Raw genomic sequence first — 18,693 nt, forward strand, 5'->3', positions numbered from 1 at the left:
GATTAACTACCTCGAAAACAGAAATATTAACAACCTAAAAATCAAAATTGCCTAAATGCACCACGGGTAGTAATGTCTCGCTCAATCCGTTTTTATGATAATTTAATTCCGGCTATTTTAAGTGGTGATAAAACCATCACCATTCGCAGTGCATCCGGGTACCGATATAAGCCCGGGTCGCGGCTGGATGTGTTACGTGATTCGAATGGTGAGCGTGTTGCTGAGATTGAAATTACTGCTGTTGAGGCCATTTGTTTCCAGGATTTGAATGAGTCCCATGCCGAGCGAGAGGCGATGTCGTTGACTGCCCTGAAAAAATTGATTGCGGAAATTTATCCCGGGATTGACCATTTAACGGTGATTTCCTTTAAACTAATCCAATGATTATTCCCACAGGTCAAACAATATGGGTTGGTTAAGTATTTTACCGCCGTTGGTGGCGATTATTTATGCCATTTGGCGTCGTGAAGTCACGATTGCATTGCTTCTGGCGATTATTACCGCGTCGCTCATTTTAGTTGGTGGCAATCCGGTGTTTGCCTTTACCGATACCGTGGAACGAATTGTCGATGTCTTTGGCAGCGCCTATAACACCCGTATTCTTTTATTCAGTTTATTGATTGGCGGCTTGATCCAGCTGATCAAAATTTCAGGTGGTGTAACGGCTTTTGTGGATTGGCTGACCCGTAAGCGTTGGGTCAATAATCAACGCAAAGCCGGATTGTTGCCGGCCTTATTAGGCAGCAGTATTTTTATCGACACCAATATGAGCGTATTGACTGCCGGTATTTCTTCTCAGGCCTTATTTGATCGTTATCATATGAGTCGATTGCGTTTGGCCTATATTATCGATGCCACCTGTGCGCCCATCAGTGTCTTGATTCTACTTAATGGCTGGGGTGCGGCGATATTAGGTTATGTTCAGGAGACTCAGGTTGCCGATCCGGTGGCGGTGATGGTCAGCAGCATCGGTTTTAATTTTTATGCCATTATTACTTTGATTCTGGTTTTTTATACCGTCATCAGTGCCCGCGTGCACGGTCCACTAAAAACCATGGAAGCAAACTGTAGGGTGACCACAACCAGTGAGTCTTTACCCGAAGCCACTAAAAAGCGTTATATGCTGTGGCCATTGATTTTAATGGTGTCGAGTATCTTAGTGTTTATGTACCTCACCGGTGACGGTGATTTACGGCAAGGCTCGGGTTCTGAGTCGGTGCTGTGGTCAGTGATACTGGCGACCATGCTGGCTTTTGCCTTGTTGCGGTTTGATGCCAAAAAACCAACCAAAGAACTGATGCATGAAGCGTTTACAGGAATGGGTCATTTACTGCCTTTGGTGGCATTGGTGTTGCTTGCTTTTGCGTTATCCAGTGCCATGGGTGATTTAAAAACAGGTGAATTTGTGGCCGGAGCTATTGGTGATTTTATTCCGGTGTGGGCGATTCCGGCGCTGGTGTTTGTATTATCGGGTTTTATTTCTTTTACCACCGGCACCTCCTGGGGGACATTCGGTATTCTGATTCCGATTGCCATTCCATTGGCGGTGACTTTGGGGATTTCACCGGGTTTGGTGCTGGGTGCGGTGTTGGGTGGTTCGGTGTTTGGCGATCATGCCTCGCCGATTTCCGACACCACGGTGATTGCCTCCTTAGCGGCCGGCTGTGATTTGTTGGATCATGTCAGAACGCAATTACCTTATGCGTTGGTGGGTGGTGGCTTGAGTGTTATTTTGTATGTGCTTTTTGGGTTGTTTTATTCGTCTTGATTAAAAAAAGCGCGGTGCTGAAGACCGCGCTTGAAAAATCTAAGCTAACAACAAATCAGCATGGTAGTCGATGTGATCTTCCATAAAAGTACTGATAAAGTAATAGCTGTGGTCGTAGCCATTATGTTTGCGCAAAGTGAGCGGGTGGTTTTGTTCCTGGCACACCGCTTCTAAACGCTCGGGCTGCAAGTAATCGGTAAGAAACTCATCTTTCATGCCCTGATCCACAAACAAAGGAATGTTGCTGTTGGTTTCTTTGACCAGTTCGCAGGTGTCGTATTGCTTCCAGGTTTCTTTGTTATCACCTAAATAACCACTGAAAGCTTTTGTTCCCCAGTCGTTATGCATGGGCGCCACAATCGGTGAAAAGGCACTGACTGAGCGATATTTACCTGGATTTCGCAAGGCAATTACCAGCGCGCCGTGACCACCCATAGAATGACCAAAGATGCTGACACGGTCTTTATCAATCCGAAAATGTTCAAAAATCAGGGCCGGAAGTTCATCCACCACATAATCGTACATTTGATAGTATCTCGCCCAGGGTTGTTCGGTGGCGTTGACATAAAAACCGGCACCTGCGCCAAAATCATAACTGTCTTCTTCGCCCGGCAAGCCCAAATCACGGGGGCTGGTGTCCATACTGACCAGGGCAATGCCGTGTTTAGCGGCATATTGCTGGGCGCCGGCTTTGGCCATAAAGTTCTCTTCGGTACAGGTGAGACCGGATAAATAAAACAACACCGGCACCCGTTTCTTTTTTGCCTGTGGCGGCATATAAACCGCAAAAGTCATCGGTGCATTATTGACTTCAGAGTCGTGTTTGTAAAAACCTAATTGACCGTCGAAACAACGGTGCTTTTTGAGTGTTTCCATGTGTATACCTTAATCAAACGTAATGACAGAACGAATGCCGTCGCCTTTGTGCATGAAATCAAAGGCTTTATTAATGTCTTCAAGCGGCATGGTGTGAGAGACAAATTCATCGACTTTAATATCGCCTGCTAAGTATTGATCAACCATACCGGGCAGCTGACTGCGGCCTTTCACACCGCCAAAAGCAGAACCGCGCCAGACCCGACCTGTGACCAGCTGAAACGGTCGGGTTGAAATTTCCTGACCGGCACCGGCGACACCGATAATGACTGATTCGCCCCAGCCCTTATGGCAACATTCCAGGGCCGATCGCATTAAGTTCACATTGCCGACACATTCGAAGGAATAATCGACTCCGCCATCGGTGGCATCAATGATGACTTCTTGAATCGGGACATCATGTTCTTTCGGGTTAATAAAATCGGTGGCGCCCATTTGTCGGGCGAATTCAAATTTATCCGGATTAATATCCACACCAATAATGCGTTTGGCACCGGATAAAACGGCGCCCTGAATCACACCCAGACCGATACCGCCTAAACCAAAGACAGCGACGGTTGAACCGGGTTCCACCTTAGCGGTATTGGTTACGGCACCAATACCTGTTGTGATGCCACAGCCAAGTAGGCAGACTTTATCCAAAGGCGCTTGTTTATTAATTTTAGCCAGGGCAATTTCCGGCACCACAGCATATTCGGCAAAGGTCGATGTGCCCATATAATGATGAATCATCTCGCCATTCTTTGACAGGCGGCTGGTGCCGTCAGGCATCAGACCTTTGCCTTGGGTTTCGCGGATGGCCTGGCACAGGTTGGTTTTGCCGGATGTACAGAAATTACATTTGCCACATTCAGGCGTGTAGAGGGGAATGACATGATCGTCTTTCTGCACAGAGGTCACACCGGCACCGGTTTCAACCACAATGGCACCGCCTTCATGGCCGAGTACCACCGGAAACAGACCTTCAGGATCGTCACCGGATAAGGTGTAAGCATCGGTATGACAAACCCCGGTAGCAACCATTTTAATCAGGACTTCGCCGTTTTTGGGGCCGGCTAAATCAATCTCTTCAATTTGCAAAGGTTGGTCCGCTTCCCAGGCCACAGCGGCTTTTATTTTCATGGTATGTGGTCTCTAAATCAAAACAAACCATTGTAACATGCAAGCTGTTAAGAGTTAAGATAAGTAGCCGGTTAAAGCCTATCAACAGCTGTCATCAGGACAATCAAGATGTTCGATCTGAATGGTGGTGTGGAAAATTGGGAAATTGTGTTGAATGAGCTCTTTGGTTTCCCACAGCACATCATAGTCATCCACATGTTCATTCACTTTGATGTGTAGTGACATCAGGTGCTTGTCATTGGTTAATGACCAGGTGTGGACATGGTGGACATCGGTGACGGTTTTAATGTCTGCGATAATCTTGTTTTTGACTGCTTCAATATCGATGACATCCGGCGAGCCTTCTAACAGAATATGGGTGGCTTTCTTCACCACAAACCAGCCTGAACGCATAATCAGCAGCGCCACTAACAATGACAATAAAGGATCGGCCCAATTCCAGGCAAACAGATAAATCAAAACCGCTGCCAAAATAGCCGCCACAGAACCAAGCAAATCACCCATCACATGAATCATCGCGCTTTTCAGGTTCAGGTTGTCATGGTCACCGCCTTGCAGGATTTTAAAAACAATCACATTCACCAGTAAACCCAAAACGGCAATAATAAACATGGGTTTGGCCATGACTTCGACCGGCTGATAGAAGCGCCAGCCGGCTTCCCAGATAATCCAGACCGCAATCGCCAATAAAGTCAGTCCATTAACGAATGCCGCCAGGGTCTGAAACCGATGCCAGCCAAAGGTGCGTTTAAAATCAGCCTGCTTATCGCTGTAAATAAACGCCACCCAGGATAGTAATAACGACACACCATCACTCAACATATGTCCGGCATCGGCTAATAAGGCCAAGGAACCGGAAATAATTCCGCCAATAACTTCCGCTAGCATAAAGCCAAAGGTCATGAGCATGGCAATAAAAACACGTTTCTTATTGTCTTGGTTGACGCTTATATTGTGATCGTGATGGTGGCTGTCTGACACGCGTTAACTTCCTTTAAATAAGATTCTATTGTAACCAATATAGATATCGGTAACAGTATTCACTTATTGATTTCTATGTTCTGTTGGGTTGTGTCCGTAAAAACGACGAAAGCTTCGGGTAAAGGTTGACACTTGTTTAAATCCGGTCATCTGTGACACTTTAGCGACACTTAGCGTGGTGTCTTGTAGTAATTGTCCGGCCCGTTCCATCCGACAACGACTTATGTATTCAGCCGGTGAAAAATTAACTTCTTGTTTAAATTTGCGGTACAAAGCGCTGCGACTCATGGCCAGTTCAGAGGCCAGTTCTTCAACACCAAAATTAGCATCACTGAGGGCGTCTAAAATGATTGTTTCAGAGCGATTAAGCAAGCTTTTGGGTTGGTCTTTCGATGATTTTGAATGTTCTAAGTTGGTCTTGGTTGTTAAGAAACGTTTAACATAGGCTAGCAATTGCTCAGCTGTAAACGGTTTTGTCATAAAAGCATCTCCACCTGTTTCAATGGCTTTAACATGGTCATTTGGGTGTGCTCGGGCAGTGGCAAATATGACCGGTATGTTCTTTGATTCTATGTTTTGTCTTACGGCGGCCACCAATTCGAAGCCGTTCATATCCGGCATGCCAATATCAACAATCAGTATATCAGGACGAGTTCGAGGTATTGTGTTTAAACATTCCTTGGCTGATTGTATGGTAATGACTTGATATTTGTCTGATAGGATGGATTTAATGTAGTGCAATATATCTGCATTATCATCCACCACCATAACTGTCTGTTTAGATGATTTGTTATGGGTTTGTTCAGTTTGTTTTGTTTTAGTCAGCGGCAAAGTAACTTGGAATTGAGCACCGCCTAGCGCGCTTTTATTAACCGTTATACTGCCATGATGACGCGTGACAATTCGTTTGACAATAGACAGTCCCAGACCGCTTCCGGAAATATCCTCTTGATTCAAACGCACAAAACGGTTAAATATTTGATTACGTTTTGCGGTTGGAATACCGGGTCCGCTGTCTTCAATCGTTAATGTGCATAATTTGGCATCCTGAGACGTTGTGCTGAGACGAATGAGACCGCCTGGTGGGGTGAATTTAACGGCGTTTGATATTAGATTGATAATTAAGGTGTCAATTTCTTCCGTGTTACCTTGAATAAAAAGTTCATTATCTGAATTATCTAATTCAAAACGAAGTTTTTGTTTGGTCATTTTATGTTTAAATTGATCAGCCCCCAATTGACAACGTGTTGTTAATGACACGGTTGTGAGATTGGTTTTACTGTCAAACAAGTCGAGTTGTTCCAGTTTTAGCATTTGATTGATCAGGTGAAGTAAACGTTTACTGTTGTTGACCATCATTTTTCGGGTGTCTGGTTTGATGGGGGATTCACCTTGAAGAGGCCCCATAACGAGGGTTAACGGTGTTCTTAATTCATGACTTAAATCCAGAAAATGCTGTTGTTTTCGATCCGCTTCCTTTTTTATTTTGTTGTTTTGTTTTGATATGGTCTCTAGCGCTTTGCTTAATTGCGTTGTTCTTTTATGGACTTCGATTTCAAGGGTGTCTTTTCTTTTGCGAAGAGTGTGTATCCACCAAAATAACAGTAATGCAATAAATATAATAATGCTAATTCGAAACCAGAAGGTTTCATAAAGTGTTGGTTTGACTTGGATGGCAAGTTGCGTTGTCGGGCCAATCCAGTGGCCATATCGTGCTGCTTGAAATGATAGGTTATGTTGGCCCACCGGTAAGGCATCAAAACTGACTTCTTGTGAACGTTCTATTTCATTCCATGGGTGGTTTGATTTCAGTCGATAGCGAAATCGTATACCATCAGACAAGCCCAGGGCAATGGTTGAGACGGACACAGTTAGATGCCTATGCTCCGGGTCTTTTATAATAATTGGCTGATCCGGCGATTGTTTTATACCACCCACAATAACCTCTTTAAAATAAGGTGTTAGCGGTGTTTCAGTGAATTCCAGGTCGTTGGCTGGTATCCGGACAATCCCTTTTTGTGTGGGAAACCACAAATCACCTTCATGGCCTATGGTTCCAGAAGTTTGGACACCGCCATTGGCCTCAGAATCTGCCATACCGTCACTTTTACCAAATCTGTGGCTGGGTAAAAAATTGCTTTTAAAGTTAAAATAATCTAATATGTCATTTCGTTCAAGGGCATATATGCCTTTATTTGAACTTATCCACAGACGATTCTTTCTGTCCGATAAAATACGGTGAATGCCATAATGTGGTAAACCTTCTGCCTCATTTGCACAACGAACAAGTTCACCTTTAAATTGCCATAAACACAGGCCTTTATCTTCGGTACCCACCAGGATTCCGTCAGTAAAGATATCAGGGTTAAAATAGAAGGTTCTGATTTTATTGGTCGGTAAACCATCATGTATATCGATCTGATCAATTTTTTGTTTGTTTTTAAACAGGCTGATACCTTGTTGTCGACTGGCCAAAAAGACACCGATATTAGGAACCTCAGTGGCAAACACATACTGGTTATTGTGATCTTCTAATTGTTGCCAGTTATTGTTATGCTGAACAAACAGTCCTTCTTCACTGCCAACCCATATTTTGCCTTCAGAATCTTCAAATAATAATTGGACATCGCTATAGGCTGAAACAGGGTAGGGTTGTTTAATACATTGATCTTGGCGATTTAATCGGCATAAACCGTTGTTAGCAACCCAAATATTGCCTTTTGAATTGTTCAAAAAAATCCTTGCCATGGAAAAGGACTCGTATTTATGCCAGTTGGGTTTTTGAGGATTGAATCGATATAAACCAGTGGTATCGATGGCTAAATAATTTCCATCAGAGGTTTTGTCAACAGATGTGACAAAGCCTGATTGTAATTGGTTTTTATCCAACCCAAACGTTTGCATCACCGGCTTACGGAGATAAATTAATCCGTCCCCTTTTGTGGCCACCCAGAGTCCCCCTTGTTTATCGACCACATGTTTAAAAATGGATGAATTGGCGTTATATGCAATGTCGTTGTTTACCCACAGCGTTGAAAAACCGTTAATCCACATATCTCCGTTATCATCGAGGCGTGCCGGTGAATCGAGGTATACGATAGATTCATTAGGTTGGCTTAAACCAACAACTGTTCCATCAGTATCAATTATGTGCAGTGACCCACTCAGCGTGTACAGCTGATTGTTTATCCAAGAAAGCTTAAGGATTTGCTGTTCAGGTAAATATTGTTTTACTTTTTTTCCCAGGATAAACACACCATTATTGGTGCCAATTGCCCATTCATTGTTGTTTGAGATTTTCATCTCGTTAACCTTTTCACATGTTAGTTTTGCTTTAGCTGTACTTTTATTTGTTTGAAAAGAATAAAAGTACAACTGGCATTGTGTATCGGCGAAATAGACACCCATATCATTTAAGGTCAGTGAAGAGACCTGAATGCCATTTTCAATTTCTCGGGTTTGGTGGTTGCTTAAATCACGCACATAGAGACCGTGTTTGGTACCAAACCATAACTGGTTTTGAGTGAGCGCAAAACTGTCAAGTGTAACTTCACCGACCGGCAAAAATGTATCATCAAAAAATAAATACAGCTGACTCACCCCAAATAACACCAAGAGACCACCAGAATCGAGCGGCTTAATCATTCTCACTTGATTGCTCGGCATGTCAGTGTGACTGTTGGTGTTGAGCAATTTAAAACCCAATCCGTCAAACCTCAGCAATCCGTCATGAGTGGCAACCCACAAAAACCCCTCGCGATCGATGGCTAAATCAGTGACTGCATTAACGGGCAGTCCGTTGTCTTTGGTGTATTGTTTAACGACATTATAAAGACTGTATTTATCGTCGAATGCGATGAGTTGAGTCGTGAATAAAAGACACATGAAAAAAACTGCGAACCGGAAGGGTGTTGTGAATTTGTAAACCATTTTAAATGATCTGTTTTTGGTGGCTAGACGGTGAATTTTTGGACTAAACATGTCTGGTTTTCATTATCTTTAAATATGATGCCAATTTTTAATGCGACTAAAGACAAACATTATGCCATTATTCCATTTGACGAAATGTCTCATTGTGTTTGCAATCTTTCTCAAACATTTAGAATTCGCAAAATTTTGCATTTTTAAATATATAATCGCGACATTGCTAATATTGTCATAAGTTTTGATGCCTTTGCCATGAATAGCTTTTCGAATATGTGATGTTTATCACATTAAAGTGGCACAAATTTTTGTCAGTTTTGGGTAAAACAGCAAGTTTTTAATAAAAAAATGATTTAAGTAGCATCTGTTTGATGAAATATTAGTTGTATTCATTTCTATTCATGTAGAATGCAATACGTTTTTATAGGCGTTATTTTTTTTACGCTATTTTAGTATTGGTTGGCAATTTTTGTTGGCTGAAATAATATTTAAGTAAGCAAATTGTTGTTTATAGAGGAGTCCCCCAACTTATGAATAAGTTAAGTTTTATTTTTATTGGTCTGCTGATAAGTGGCCTGTCTCTTGCTCAAGTGCCCAGCACCATACCCGCTGCAGATGGCCAGGATTTTCCGGGTACACAAATTTGTACTGACGTTGAATTCCAGAATACAGGTTCACCGGGTTATGGACCTTATCTTCAGTTAACAGTTCCGGTGGGGTTGAACTATTCAACGACGGAGCTCTTTGGATTAACGGTTCCAACCACGTTTGTGGGGACTTTTCCGCTTACGCCACCACATGAACTGATTGATCCGGTGACCGGTCAAACCGTTACGGGTAATCCTGGCGATTCTTTTTAAATTATTCAGCCTCAAATTGGTTCTGTGGTTGCCGGAGGCCCGCCTTTAACGTTTAATGTTTGCTTAGACATAGACCCGACTGCGACTGTCAATGTACCGTTACCGGTTTCAGTAACTCCTGCCTATGAATTTGGAGATACGCCGACTGGAAATAACGGGCCGATAGTTGGCACGACGGATGATTTCAATATCACCCCAATACTGGTGACGTTTGAAAAAAGTAATAATGCCCCTGAAGGCGAGCGGCCACCAGGGCCAAGTTGGCCGGTAAGCTATACGTTAAATGTTGATGTTGCCAACAATAACACCATTGATAACATCGTGATTAATGATGTTTTACCGCCACAATTTGTATTGGATACAGGTTCTATTAATATCTCGGGTGGTGTTAACTGTGTTTCAGGATTGCCGAACATTAGTATAACGTGCGATAGCGTTAACGGTACGGCTGCTTCAAATGATGTGGTTGTCAGTTACAGTGGCTATTTTGATGATGTGCTGGATGAAACCACCTGTCAAAAAGATCAGGCGATTAATACAGCCACACTCGATGCTGATTTCAATGCCACAGCCATTCCACAATTATCCGACAGCAACACCATTCAGCTTGAGCACATGAGTGTGCAAAAATCGGCTTCACCGGGCGTGGTTAATCCGGGTGATACGGTGACCTATACATTGAACGCACAACTCAGTGACTACGGTAATGCCAATCGGGTGATTTTGACCGATGTGTTGCCCGATGGAGTTACATTTAATTCAGTGCTGTCAGGCGGCGTGACACCAACGGTGCAAAACAACACACCGGCGGCAGGTCAAACCACTTTGATTTTTGATGTAACCGCAGCCAACGGCACCGTCACTGCCGGCTCGGGTTTCACCCTCAGCTACGATGCCACAGTGAACCAATCTTATAACTCCGGTAATGCGGTGTTAGCCAGTGACCCCTTAAGCAATACGGTTGATTTGGATTATGATTTAGTTGAAGGCGCGTCGGCTTGTGGTGATGACTCTGCGGCGACCATTCTGGTTGCACCGGTTGCCATTAGTAAAGATGTTGTGAGCACCGGACCCTATATGCCTGGTGATACTGTCACATATCGGTTGAGTTTGGCCGTTCCTTCCGGGGACACCAATGGGGTTGTTTTTGAAGACTTTTTTCCATTACCGGTATTTGATGCCACCACCATTGATACGAGTTTACCTTTACCCAACAGCAGCATTAGCCTGGATCTATCAGATACCTTGGGATTAACGCCAACCAGTATAACGACAGATGCGGGCACCAATAGCCTGACGATTAACTGGCCGAATATTACCACCACAACACCGCAAACCTTATCGGTACTGGTGGATGTGGTTGTCACGGATGATCCGTTTGCAGATAATCTGAGTTTAGCTAATTTATTGCGTGTCAGCACCTCGAATACTGAAGCAGAGGTGTCGACAGGTATCACCCCGGTTTTGATCCAAGTTCGCGCACCAGAATTGCACATGACCAAAGGCGTTGTATCTGCTGACCAAGGTAACATCAACCCATCAACGGGTGTGTTACCGGTGGATGGTGATGTTACAAACGTTGATGCCGGAGACAGCATTAGCTATCAATTAACACTTGAAAATGTTGGTGGAGCACCGGCTTATGATGTGGTGATTACTGACCCGGCTGTGGCGGGATTAACGGCTTGTTCAGTCAGTACAGTGACCGATGGCAATGGCGATGTTTTGGCTTATAGCGGAAGTATTGGAACCGGTATAACGCTCACGAACCCTTTGGCAGCTAACGATGGTACGATTGGGGCGCCCTATGGCACAGACACGGTTTTGGTGACAGTTAATTGTACAGTGGCTTCTGCGGTTGAAATTGGTAGCACCTTGACCAATACCGCCACGGCTGATTATGCATCTCAATCCGGCGCGGTTAATTTCCCGACTGTTTCAGATGATGCCACAGCCACAATCGGTCAGCCGACCATGGATAAAACCATTGTTTCGATTGCGCCTAATGTGGATGGTAATAATGGCACCATCACGATTGGTGAAGTGATTCAATATCAGGTTGAAATCACGTTGCCGGAAGGTGTGGCAACCAATGCCGTTGTAACCGATCAACTGGATAATGGTTTAACCTTTTTATCGTTTGATTCCATCGTGCCATCAAGTGGAGATATTACAACAGACGTGGCCGGTGGCTTTGCTGCCGTGCTGGCGGGTGCAAGCGGCAGCATCGGAACCCGAAATGCCAGTTTTGATTTTGGCAACCTGACAAATGGCAACACCAATAACGGTGTTGCTGAAACCATCACCATTACTTACAGTGTTTTGGTTAATGATGTTGGAGCCAATCAAAATGGAAATAACAGAAATAATGCCGCAAGTTTTACCTCTGACAGCAGTTCAGCGAGTGACAGTGCGCCTAATTTGCGCATTCGAGAACCGGCTTTAACCATTAATAAAACTGTGTCACCCAGCAATGCTGATGCCGGTGATACCGTGACTTATACGGTGGTGATGAACAACACAGGCACCAGTCCGGCTTTTGATGTGGTCATCAGTGATGCCTTAACAGATCCGGACTTAAACTTAGTGGTCGGTTCGGTTAACACAACATCAGGTGTCATCACCACAGGTAATACCCCGGGTGATACCACCGTACGTGTGGATGTGGCTTCAGTCGCCGTGAGTGGTTCAGTGACAGTCACCTTTCAGGTACAAATCGATCCAACTGCCGAGTCCGGTGATGTGTTAAATAATATCGCCTCGACCAGTGGCAGTTCTCTGCCGGGAGCAAGTCTGGACGAGCGCACTTATGGGCCGGTAACAGACGATGCGGATGTCAATATTGCGCCGGCCCAAGTGGTCAAATCTGTGCTGCCGGCTACCAGTACCGAACAATCAGAAGGTGTGTCAGGGCAGGGTAATCCCGGTTTGGTGGATTTGACCATCGGTGAAGAAGTGACTTTTAACATTGTCGCGACCTTAGCCGAAGGTGTATCGCCATCGGTGATTATTACCGACACCTTACCGGATAATGCCACCGGTCAAATGCAAGTGACCGGTTCTCAAGTAATTTCAGTGGGTGCTAACTTGACCCCAACCAATACCTGGAATCCGGGTGATCCGGGTATTATCAGCGGTGCCAACGATAATGTGGTCACTTTCGATTTCGGCGCTGTAACCAATACCCCAGACGGGGTTGTCAATGCCGATGATCAGATTGTGGTACAAGTCACCGGTGTGGTGACCAGTGCCGCGGTGAATTCAGGTATAGAAGTGTTAACCAACAATGTCCTGATTCAGTATAACACCGGTCTCAATGTTTCGGGATCGGCGGATGTTGAAGTGGTTGAGCCTATTCTGAATGTCAATAAATCCGGATCGGTGAACAGTGCCGATGCCGGTGACACCATCACCTACACCATCACCATTGATAATACCGTACCACCTTCGTCTGCGCGGGCTTTTGAAGCGACTTTAAGTGACACCATTCCGGCCGATTTAACGTTTGCCGGTAATTTACAAGTGGTCAGTGGCTGGGCGCCTGATGTGGGTAGCTTACAAGAAAGTGGCGGCGTCATAACTGCGACCTGGGCTGAATTCCCGATTGGCCAAACGGTGACCATCAGTTTCGATGTGACTGTTGATACCTCAGTTTCACCGGAACAGGTGATTACCAATACCGCCACCATTAACTGGACGTCTATGCCGGGTGCGGCACCCAATGAGCGGGTCGGCACCGATGCCGAAAGTCATGCGGTAACCATTACCGCTTCAGGCTTAAGCAAAACGGTATTCGATACCTCCGAACCCAGCACCGGGACGGCCCAAAACGGGTCTGAGCCTGATTTAACCATCGGTGAGCTGGTGACTTATCGCATGACGGTGACTTTACCCGAAGGCACCACCAATAATACCGTCATGACGGATCAACTCCCGAATACCACGGCTAAGTTTGATGTGGTGAGTTCGCAGATTGTGTCGATTGGTGGTAATTTAACGGTGCCCGGTGGTTCTGTCGGTGATCCGGGTGTTGCAACAGACACCAATGCGGATACTTATTTAGATCGCATCAGCTGGACTTTAGGCAACATTATCAATGCACCGGATGGCATTAATAACAGTGATGATGAGATAACCTTTGAAGTGGTGGCTGTGGTTGTTGATGACCCGGTTAACCAGACCAATCTGAATGATATTGTTAATACGGCCACTTTCAGTGCCGATGGCAGTTCTGTCACGGATACTGCGCTGGTGGATATTGTGGAGCCGCTTGTAACAGTGACGAAAACAACGCTACCGGCGTCGATCACAGCCGATGCCGGAGATACACTCACCTATCAATTAACCATTGCTCACCAGGCCAATTCCAGTGCCGATGCTTTTAACCTGATTGTAAAGGATAATTTACCGGTGCCCGGTACGGAGTGGATTAATGATGGGACTGCTTCGTCAACCTGTCCCGGTTTTACCGTGGATTCAAACGCAGAACCAGTGATTGAATTTAGTTTCAATTCCTTGGCATTGTTACCTGCTCCCAGCAGCTGTACGATCACTTATGATGTGAGTGTTAATAATTTAGTCAACCCGACTCAGACGTATGCTAATACAGCTAATTTATCGTATACCTCGACGCCGGTGATTGTGGCCGGTCAAACCCGAACATCGACCGATTCCGATCAGACCTCCTTTATCACGCCGGATCCGGCGGTGGTTAAAGTCACAGCCGGTTCATCGTTGGGTGATACCGGCGATAACCAGGGCAATCCTTTGGTACCGGATTTGGCCATTGGTGAAACCATTGATTTCACTTTGACCATCATTGTACCTGAGGGTGTCACCACCAATGCCGTGGTCACCGATCAATTACCGATCGGTCCGGGTTATCTGGAATTGATTTCTGCGACGGTCGACAGCACAGGTACAAGCATCACCAACACCACTTTACCCGGCACGCCGGTTATTTCAGACAGTAATGCTGATACCCTGAATGATCGCGTGGTGTTTGATTTTGGTGACATTACTAATCAGCCGGATGGGGTGGTGGATGCCGGTGATCAAATCACCATGACGGTGACTGCCCGATTGGTCGACAATCCGGGTAATATGGCGATTGATACCTTAACCAATAATGTGACCTTTACTTACGGCACCGGCGGACCGTTGACGGACAGTGCGGATGTGGAAGTGGTTGAGCCCAATTTAGGCCTGGCTAAATCCTTTGGCACGGTCAATGATTATGTGGTGCCGATTACCCTAACCATGAATAACACCGGTGGTTCAGCCAGTGCTTATGATTTGGTGGTTGAAGATGTCTTTGACACCAATATCTGGGATGCCGGTGGTTTTAGTGCGGTGACCATTCCTGTGGGTTTTGTCTTGACCACGGTGGCCGGACCCGGCCCGAATCAAACCACGGTTCGCATCAGTTCCGATGGTAATTTTTCACCGCCTGACAGCTCTTTGGAGCCGAATGAAGTGGTGAGTTTTACATTTAATGCCACTTTACGCAGCGATGTGTCCATTCCGACCAATATACCGAATACGGCGACCATCACCGAAGCCAGCAGTTTACCCGGTACTGATCCAAATGAGCGGGATTACGGTCCGGTCAATGCCAGCGACACGTTGTTGTTACCTGCTTTGGATTCGGATAAGTCGGTGGTTTTAGATGCCGACACCAACGGTTCCGGTGGTGCCAGCCCCGGCGAGACCTTAAATTACACCATTACGGTGGTGAACTCAGGGCAAGCACCGGCCACTTCGGTTGTGGTGACGGATATTCCTGATCCCAATGGTACTTTGGTGGTGGGTTCTGTGACCACCAATGTCGGTTCAGTGACCACCGGTAATACGCCCGGAGATACCACAGTGGCGGTTAATGTCGGTACCTTAAATATCGGTGCAACGGTGACCATTACGTATCAGGTTGTGATTAATAATCCATTACCGGCCGGTGTCGATGAGTTGGTAAATCAGGCTTTGATTGCTTCCCAGGAAGTTCCCGATTTTGATTCCAATGATCCAAGCACGCCGGACCCTGATGACCCCACCATTATTCCAGTGGATGGTGCGCCTGATTTGGTGATTGTTAAAGATGATGGCGGGACCACGACTGTCCCGGGTGGTACGGTAATTTATACCCTGGGTTACTCTAATGTGGGTACACAAGATGCCACCAGTGTTGTCATTACAGAAACGGTCCCGGCTAACAGTACCTTCGATGCCGGCAATTCCAACGGTGGGTGGGTTTGTGTACCTGATGGCAATGCGGGCAGTACATGTACCATAAATATTGGAGCAGTTGCTGTGAGTGATCCTGTGACAACCGTTAACTTTGCTGTAACCGTTGATGACCCATTACCCGCAGGTGTTAATGAATTAAATAACACCGCCTCCATTGCCGATGATGGCGCCAACGGCAACGACTTAACACCCGGTGATAACACCGACAGTGATAATACCCCGATCAATGCAGCACCTGATTTACAGGTCAGCAAAGATGATGGCGGCGTTACGGTGCAACCGGGTGATGTGATTGGATACACCATAAATTATGGCAATGTGGGTAATCAGGATGCCACCGGTGTGGTCATTACTGAAACTGTACCGGTCAACAGCACATTCGTACCCGGAAGCAGCAGTGGCAGTTGGGTTTGCGTGCCGGATAATAATGCCGGAAGCACCTGTACAGTGAGTCTGGCCAGTTTAGCTGCCGGTGATAATGGCAGTCTGATTTTTGCGGTGCAAGTGGATAATCCATTGGCCGCCGGTGTTACGGCCATCAACAATGCCGTCGTTATTAATGATGATGGTAATAATGGGCCAGATCCAACCCCGGGTGACAATAATGATACCGACGATACGCCGGTGAACGCGGTGCCGGATTTAACCTTGGTTAAGGATGATGGTGTGGCGTTAGCCAGTCCGGGGGATACCCTAATCTATACACTGAGCTATGCCAATGTGGGTAATCAGAATGCCACCGGTGTATCCATTACGGATACGGTACCGACACACACCACATTCGATGCCGGTAACAGCAGCGCGGGCTGGAGTTGTGCCAATGGTGCACCGGCCGGTAGCGTCTGTACTTTTGCCATCGGTGCTGTCGCAGGTGGTGGTTCCGGTGCAGTCAGTTTTGCGGTTATTGTCGATAATCCATTGGCGCCTGGTGCCACTTCAGTGGTCAATGCCGCCAGTGTGGCCGATGACGGCACCAATGGTGCCGACCCGACACCGGGTAATAATACCGACAGTGACACCGACAGCTTAACCGGAACGGCGCTTGATTTAGCTGTGAGCAAAGATGATGGTGGTGTTACGGTGACACCGGGTGATGTGGTGACTTATGTCATCAGTTATGAGAACCTGGGTAACATCGGTGCCACCGGTGTGGAACTTAACGAAACCGTGCCGATGCACAGTACGTTCAATGCCGGCAGCAGTACACCGGGCTGGGCTTGTGTGCCCAATGGTAATGCGGGTAGCAGCTGTACTTATTCAGTTGGCACCTTAAATGGCGGTGATTCCGGTTCGGTTAACTTTGCCGTGACGGTGGATAATCCATTACCCGGTGGAGTGACTGAATTAAACAACACGGTGACTATTTCTGACGACGGTAACAACGGTCCTGATATTGATACAAGCAATAACAGCGGCAGTGACAATACGCCGGTTACGGCAGCGCCTGATTTGGTGGTGACTAAAGTTGATCAACAGAGCAGTGTGAATGCCGGTGATGTGTTGGTTTATGACATCAGTTATGAAAATATCGGTGACCAGGATGCCACCGGCGTGGTGATCACGGATACGGTGCCATTACACACCAGTTTTGATGCCGGCAGCAGTACCCCGGGTTGGAGCTGTTCGCCCAATGGCAATGCCGGCAGTGCTTGTACCTTTAATGTCGGTTCTGTGAATGCCGGTGATCCACCGGTCACCATCCAGTTTGCGGTATTGGTCGATGCGGCCTTACCTGATGGTGTAGATACGCTGAATAATACCGTCAGTATCATTGATGATGGCAATAACGGACCTGATTCGGATCCAACCAATAATGACGATACCGAACCCACTGATGTGGTGGCGGCCCCTGATTTGGTCATCACCAAAACAGATGGCGGTCTGAATTCAGGGCCGGGTCAAACCATTGTTTATACCTTAAACTATGAAAATATCGGCTCACAAGATTCAGTGGGTGTTGTGATCACGGAAACGATTCCGGCCAACACCACATTTAATGCCGGTGCCAGTGATCCTGCTTGGAGTTGTAGCGGTACCACGCCGGGTAATTCCTGTACCTACTTTGTGGGTAATCTGAATGTCGGTGACACAGGTATGGTTATATTCGCTGTCGATGTGGATGATCCCTTGCCGCAGAATGTTCAGCAAATAGTCAACAGTGTTAATATTGGCGATGATGGCAGTAATGGTCCGGATGAAGATCTCACGAATAATGATGATGATGAAACCACCGGTTTATTCTTAAATCCGCCGGTGGGCGTTAAAACCGTCGAAGTGGATGCGTCCGATCCGCGTTTGTTGCACTGGACCTTTTATTGGTATAACCCCAATAACAATACGGATTTGCCGGTCTTTATCTTTGACGAAATTCCCGTCGGCACAACCTATACGGGTACCAGCAGTTGTACCCCGGACGGTACCAGTACCTGTACCCAACCGGTCTATAACGCCGGTTTAAACCGCATCGAGCTAACGGCTGTGATCAGTCCGGACTTTGGCGCAGCGCCGAATACACCGGCATCGGCTCTGAACCATGAAGTGTTGATACAATTTGATACCCGCATCAATTCAAATGGTGCTGTGGTGATTGAAAACCAGGCCAATGCTAACTGGGATGAAAACAACAACGGAGATCCCAATGATGATGCTCAAAGCGGTCAGGAGCCGGTGGTGACGGATGATCCAACGACCACTGAAGTCAACGACCCGACTCAGGTCCGCACGGCCTTCCCGATACCGACCTTAAGCACATGGGCGCTGCTGTTATTGGCACTCATGAGTGTTGGAATTGCGGTACCGGCGATACGTCGTCGCAGGTCTATGTGAAGGCATTAAACAAATGCGTTTAAAAAAAAGCCGAAAAGCATTCACTTGCTTTTCGGCTTTTTTATACCCACAATATGATTTTAATTGAGAACA

At 46.2% G+C, this 18,693-nt stretch carries 8 protein-coding genes; 4 read left to right on the forward strand and 4 right to left on the reverse strand.

The genetic code is table 11. From position 1 onward, the window contains the following. The first annotated feature begins 72 nt into the window (after positions 1–72). Both yqfB and IEV16_RS04070 read left to right on the forward strand, forming a co-directional pair. The gene (yqfB, locus tag IEV16_RS04065) at positions 73–384 is read left to right on the forward strand and encodes a N(4)-acetylcytidine aminohydrolase (RefSeq protein WP_188364411.1); all 312 of its coding nucleotides are present in this window, start codon (positions 73–75) and stop codon (positions 382–384) included. A gap of 22 nt (positions 385–406) precedes the next feature. Next, entirely contained in the window at positions 407–1,768 is a 1,362-nt protein-coding gene (locus IEV16_RS04070) for a Na+/H+ antiporter NhaC family protein (protein ID WP_188364412.1), read from the forward strand. A 39-nt stretch (positions 1,769–1,807) separates the two neighbouring features. Here the strand turns inward: IEV16_RS04070 and fghA are convergent, their stop codons facing one another. The 4 genes from fghA to IEV16_RS04090 form a co-directional block, all read right to left on the reverse strand. Next, entirely contained in the window at positions 1,808–2,644 is an 837-nt protein-coding gene (fghA, locus tag IEV16_RS04075) for an S-formylglutathione hydrolase (RefSeq protein ID WP_188364413.1), read from the reverse strand. Between the two features lie 9 nt (positions 2,645–2,653). After that, a complete protein-coding gene (locus IEV16_RS04080) occupies positions 2,654–3,766 on the reverse strand; it encodes an S-(hydroxymethyl)glutathione dehydrogenase/class III alcohol dehydrogenase (protein ID WP_188364414.1) in 1,113 nt (370 codons plus the stop codon). Between the two features lie 81 nt (positions 3,767–3,847). Next, positions 3,848–4,747 carry a cation diffusion facilitator family transporter gene (locus IEV16_RS04085; protein WP_229728246.1) on the reverse strand — a complete coding sequence of 300 codons (900 nt, stop codon included), beginning with the start codon at positions 4,745–4,747 and terminating at the stop codon, positions 3,848–3,850. Positions 4,748–4,810: 63 nt separating this feature from the next. Beyond that, positions 4,811–8,632 carry a hybrid sensor histidine kinase/response regulator transcription factor gene (locus tag IEV16_RS04090; protein ID WP_188364415.1) on the reverse strand — a complete coding sequence of 1,274 codons (3,822 nt, stop codon included), beginning with the start codon at positions 8,630–8,632 and terminating at the stop codon, positions 4,811–4,813. 569 nt (positions 8,633–9,201) lie between these two features. Between IEV16_RS04090 and IEV16_RS04095 the strand changes: the two genes are divergently transcribed. Beyond that, positions 9,202–9,531: a hypothetical protein gene (locus IEV16_RS04095; RefSeq protein WP_188364416.1), complete on the forward strand. Its 330-nt coding sequence runs from the start codon at positions 9,202–9,204 to the stop codon at positions 9,529–9,531. 24 nt (positions 9,532–9,555) lie between these two features. Continuing rightward, positions 9,556–18,600: an isopeptide-forming domain-containing fimbrial protein gene (locus tag IEV16_RS04100; protein WP_188364417.1), complete on the forward strand. Its 9,045-nt coding sequence runs from the start codon at positions 9,556–9,558 to the stop codon at positions 18,598–18,600. The last annotated feature ends 93 nt before the right edge of the window (positions 18,601–18,693 follow it).

Origin of the sequence: Marinicella pacifica (assembly GCF_014636635.1) — a bacterium.
Lineage (GTDB): Bacteria > Pseudomonadota > Gammaproteobacteria > Xanthomonadales > Marinicellaceae > Marinicella > Marinicella pacifica.

Coding starts and splice junctions, on each gene's coding strand:
- yqfB (WP_188364411.1), top strand. CDS start 73: ATGTCTCGCTCAATCCGTTTTTATGATAATTTAATTCCGGCTATTTTA.
- IEV16_RS04070 (WP_188364412.1), top strand. CDS start 407: ATGGGTTGGTTAAGTATTTTACCGCCGTTGGTGGCGATTATTTATGCC.
- fghA (WP_188364413.1), bottom strand. CDS start 2,644: ATGGAAACACTCAAAAAGCACCGTTGTTTCGACGGTCAATTAGGTTTT.
- IEV16_RS04080 (WP_188364414.1), bottom strand. CDS start 3,766: ATGAAAATAAAAGCCGCTGTGGCCTGGGAAGCGGACCAACCTTTGCAA.
- IEV16_RS04090 (WP_188364415.1), bottom strand. CDS start 8,632: ATGTGTCTTTTATTCACGACTCAACTCATCGCATTCGACGATAAATAC.
- IEV16_RS04095 (WP_188364416.1), top strand. CDS start 9,202: ATGAATAAGTTAAGTTTTATTTTTATTGGTCTGCTGATAAGTGGCCTG.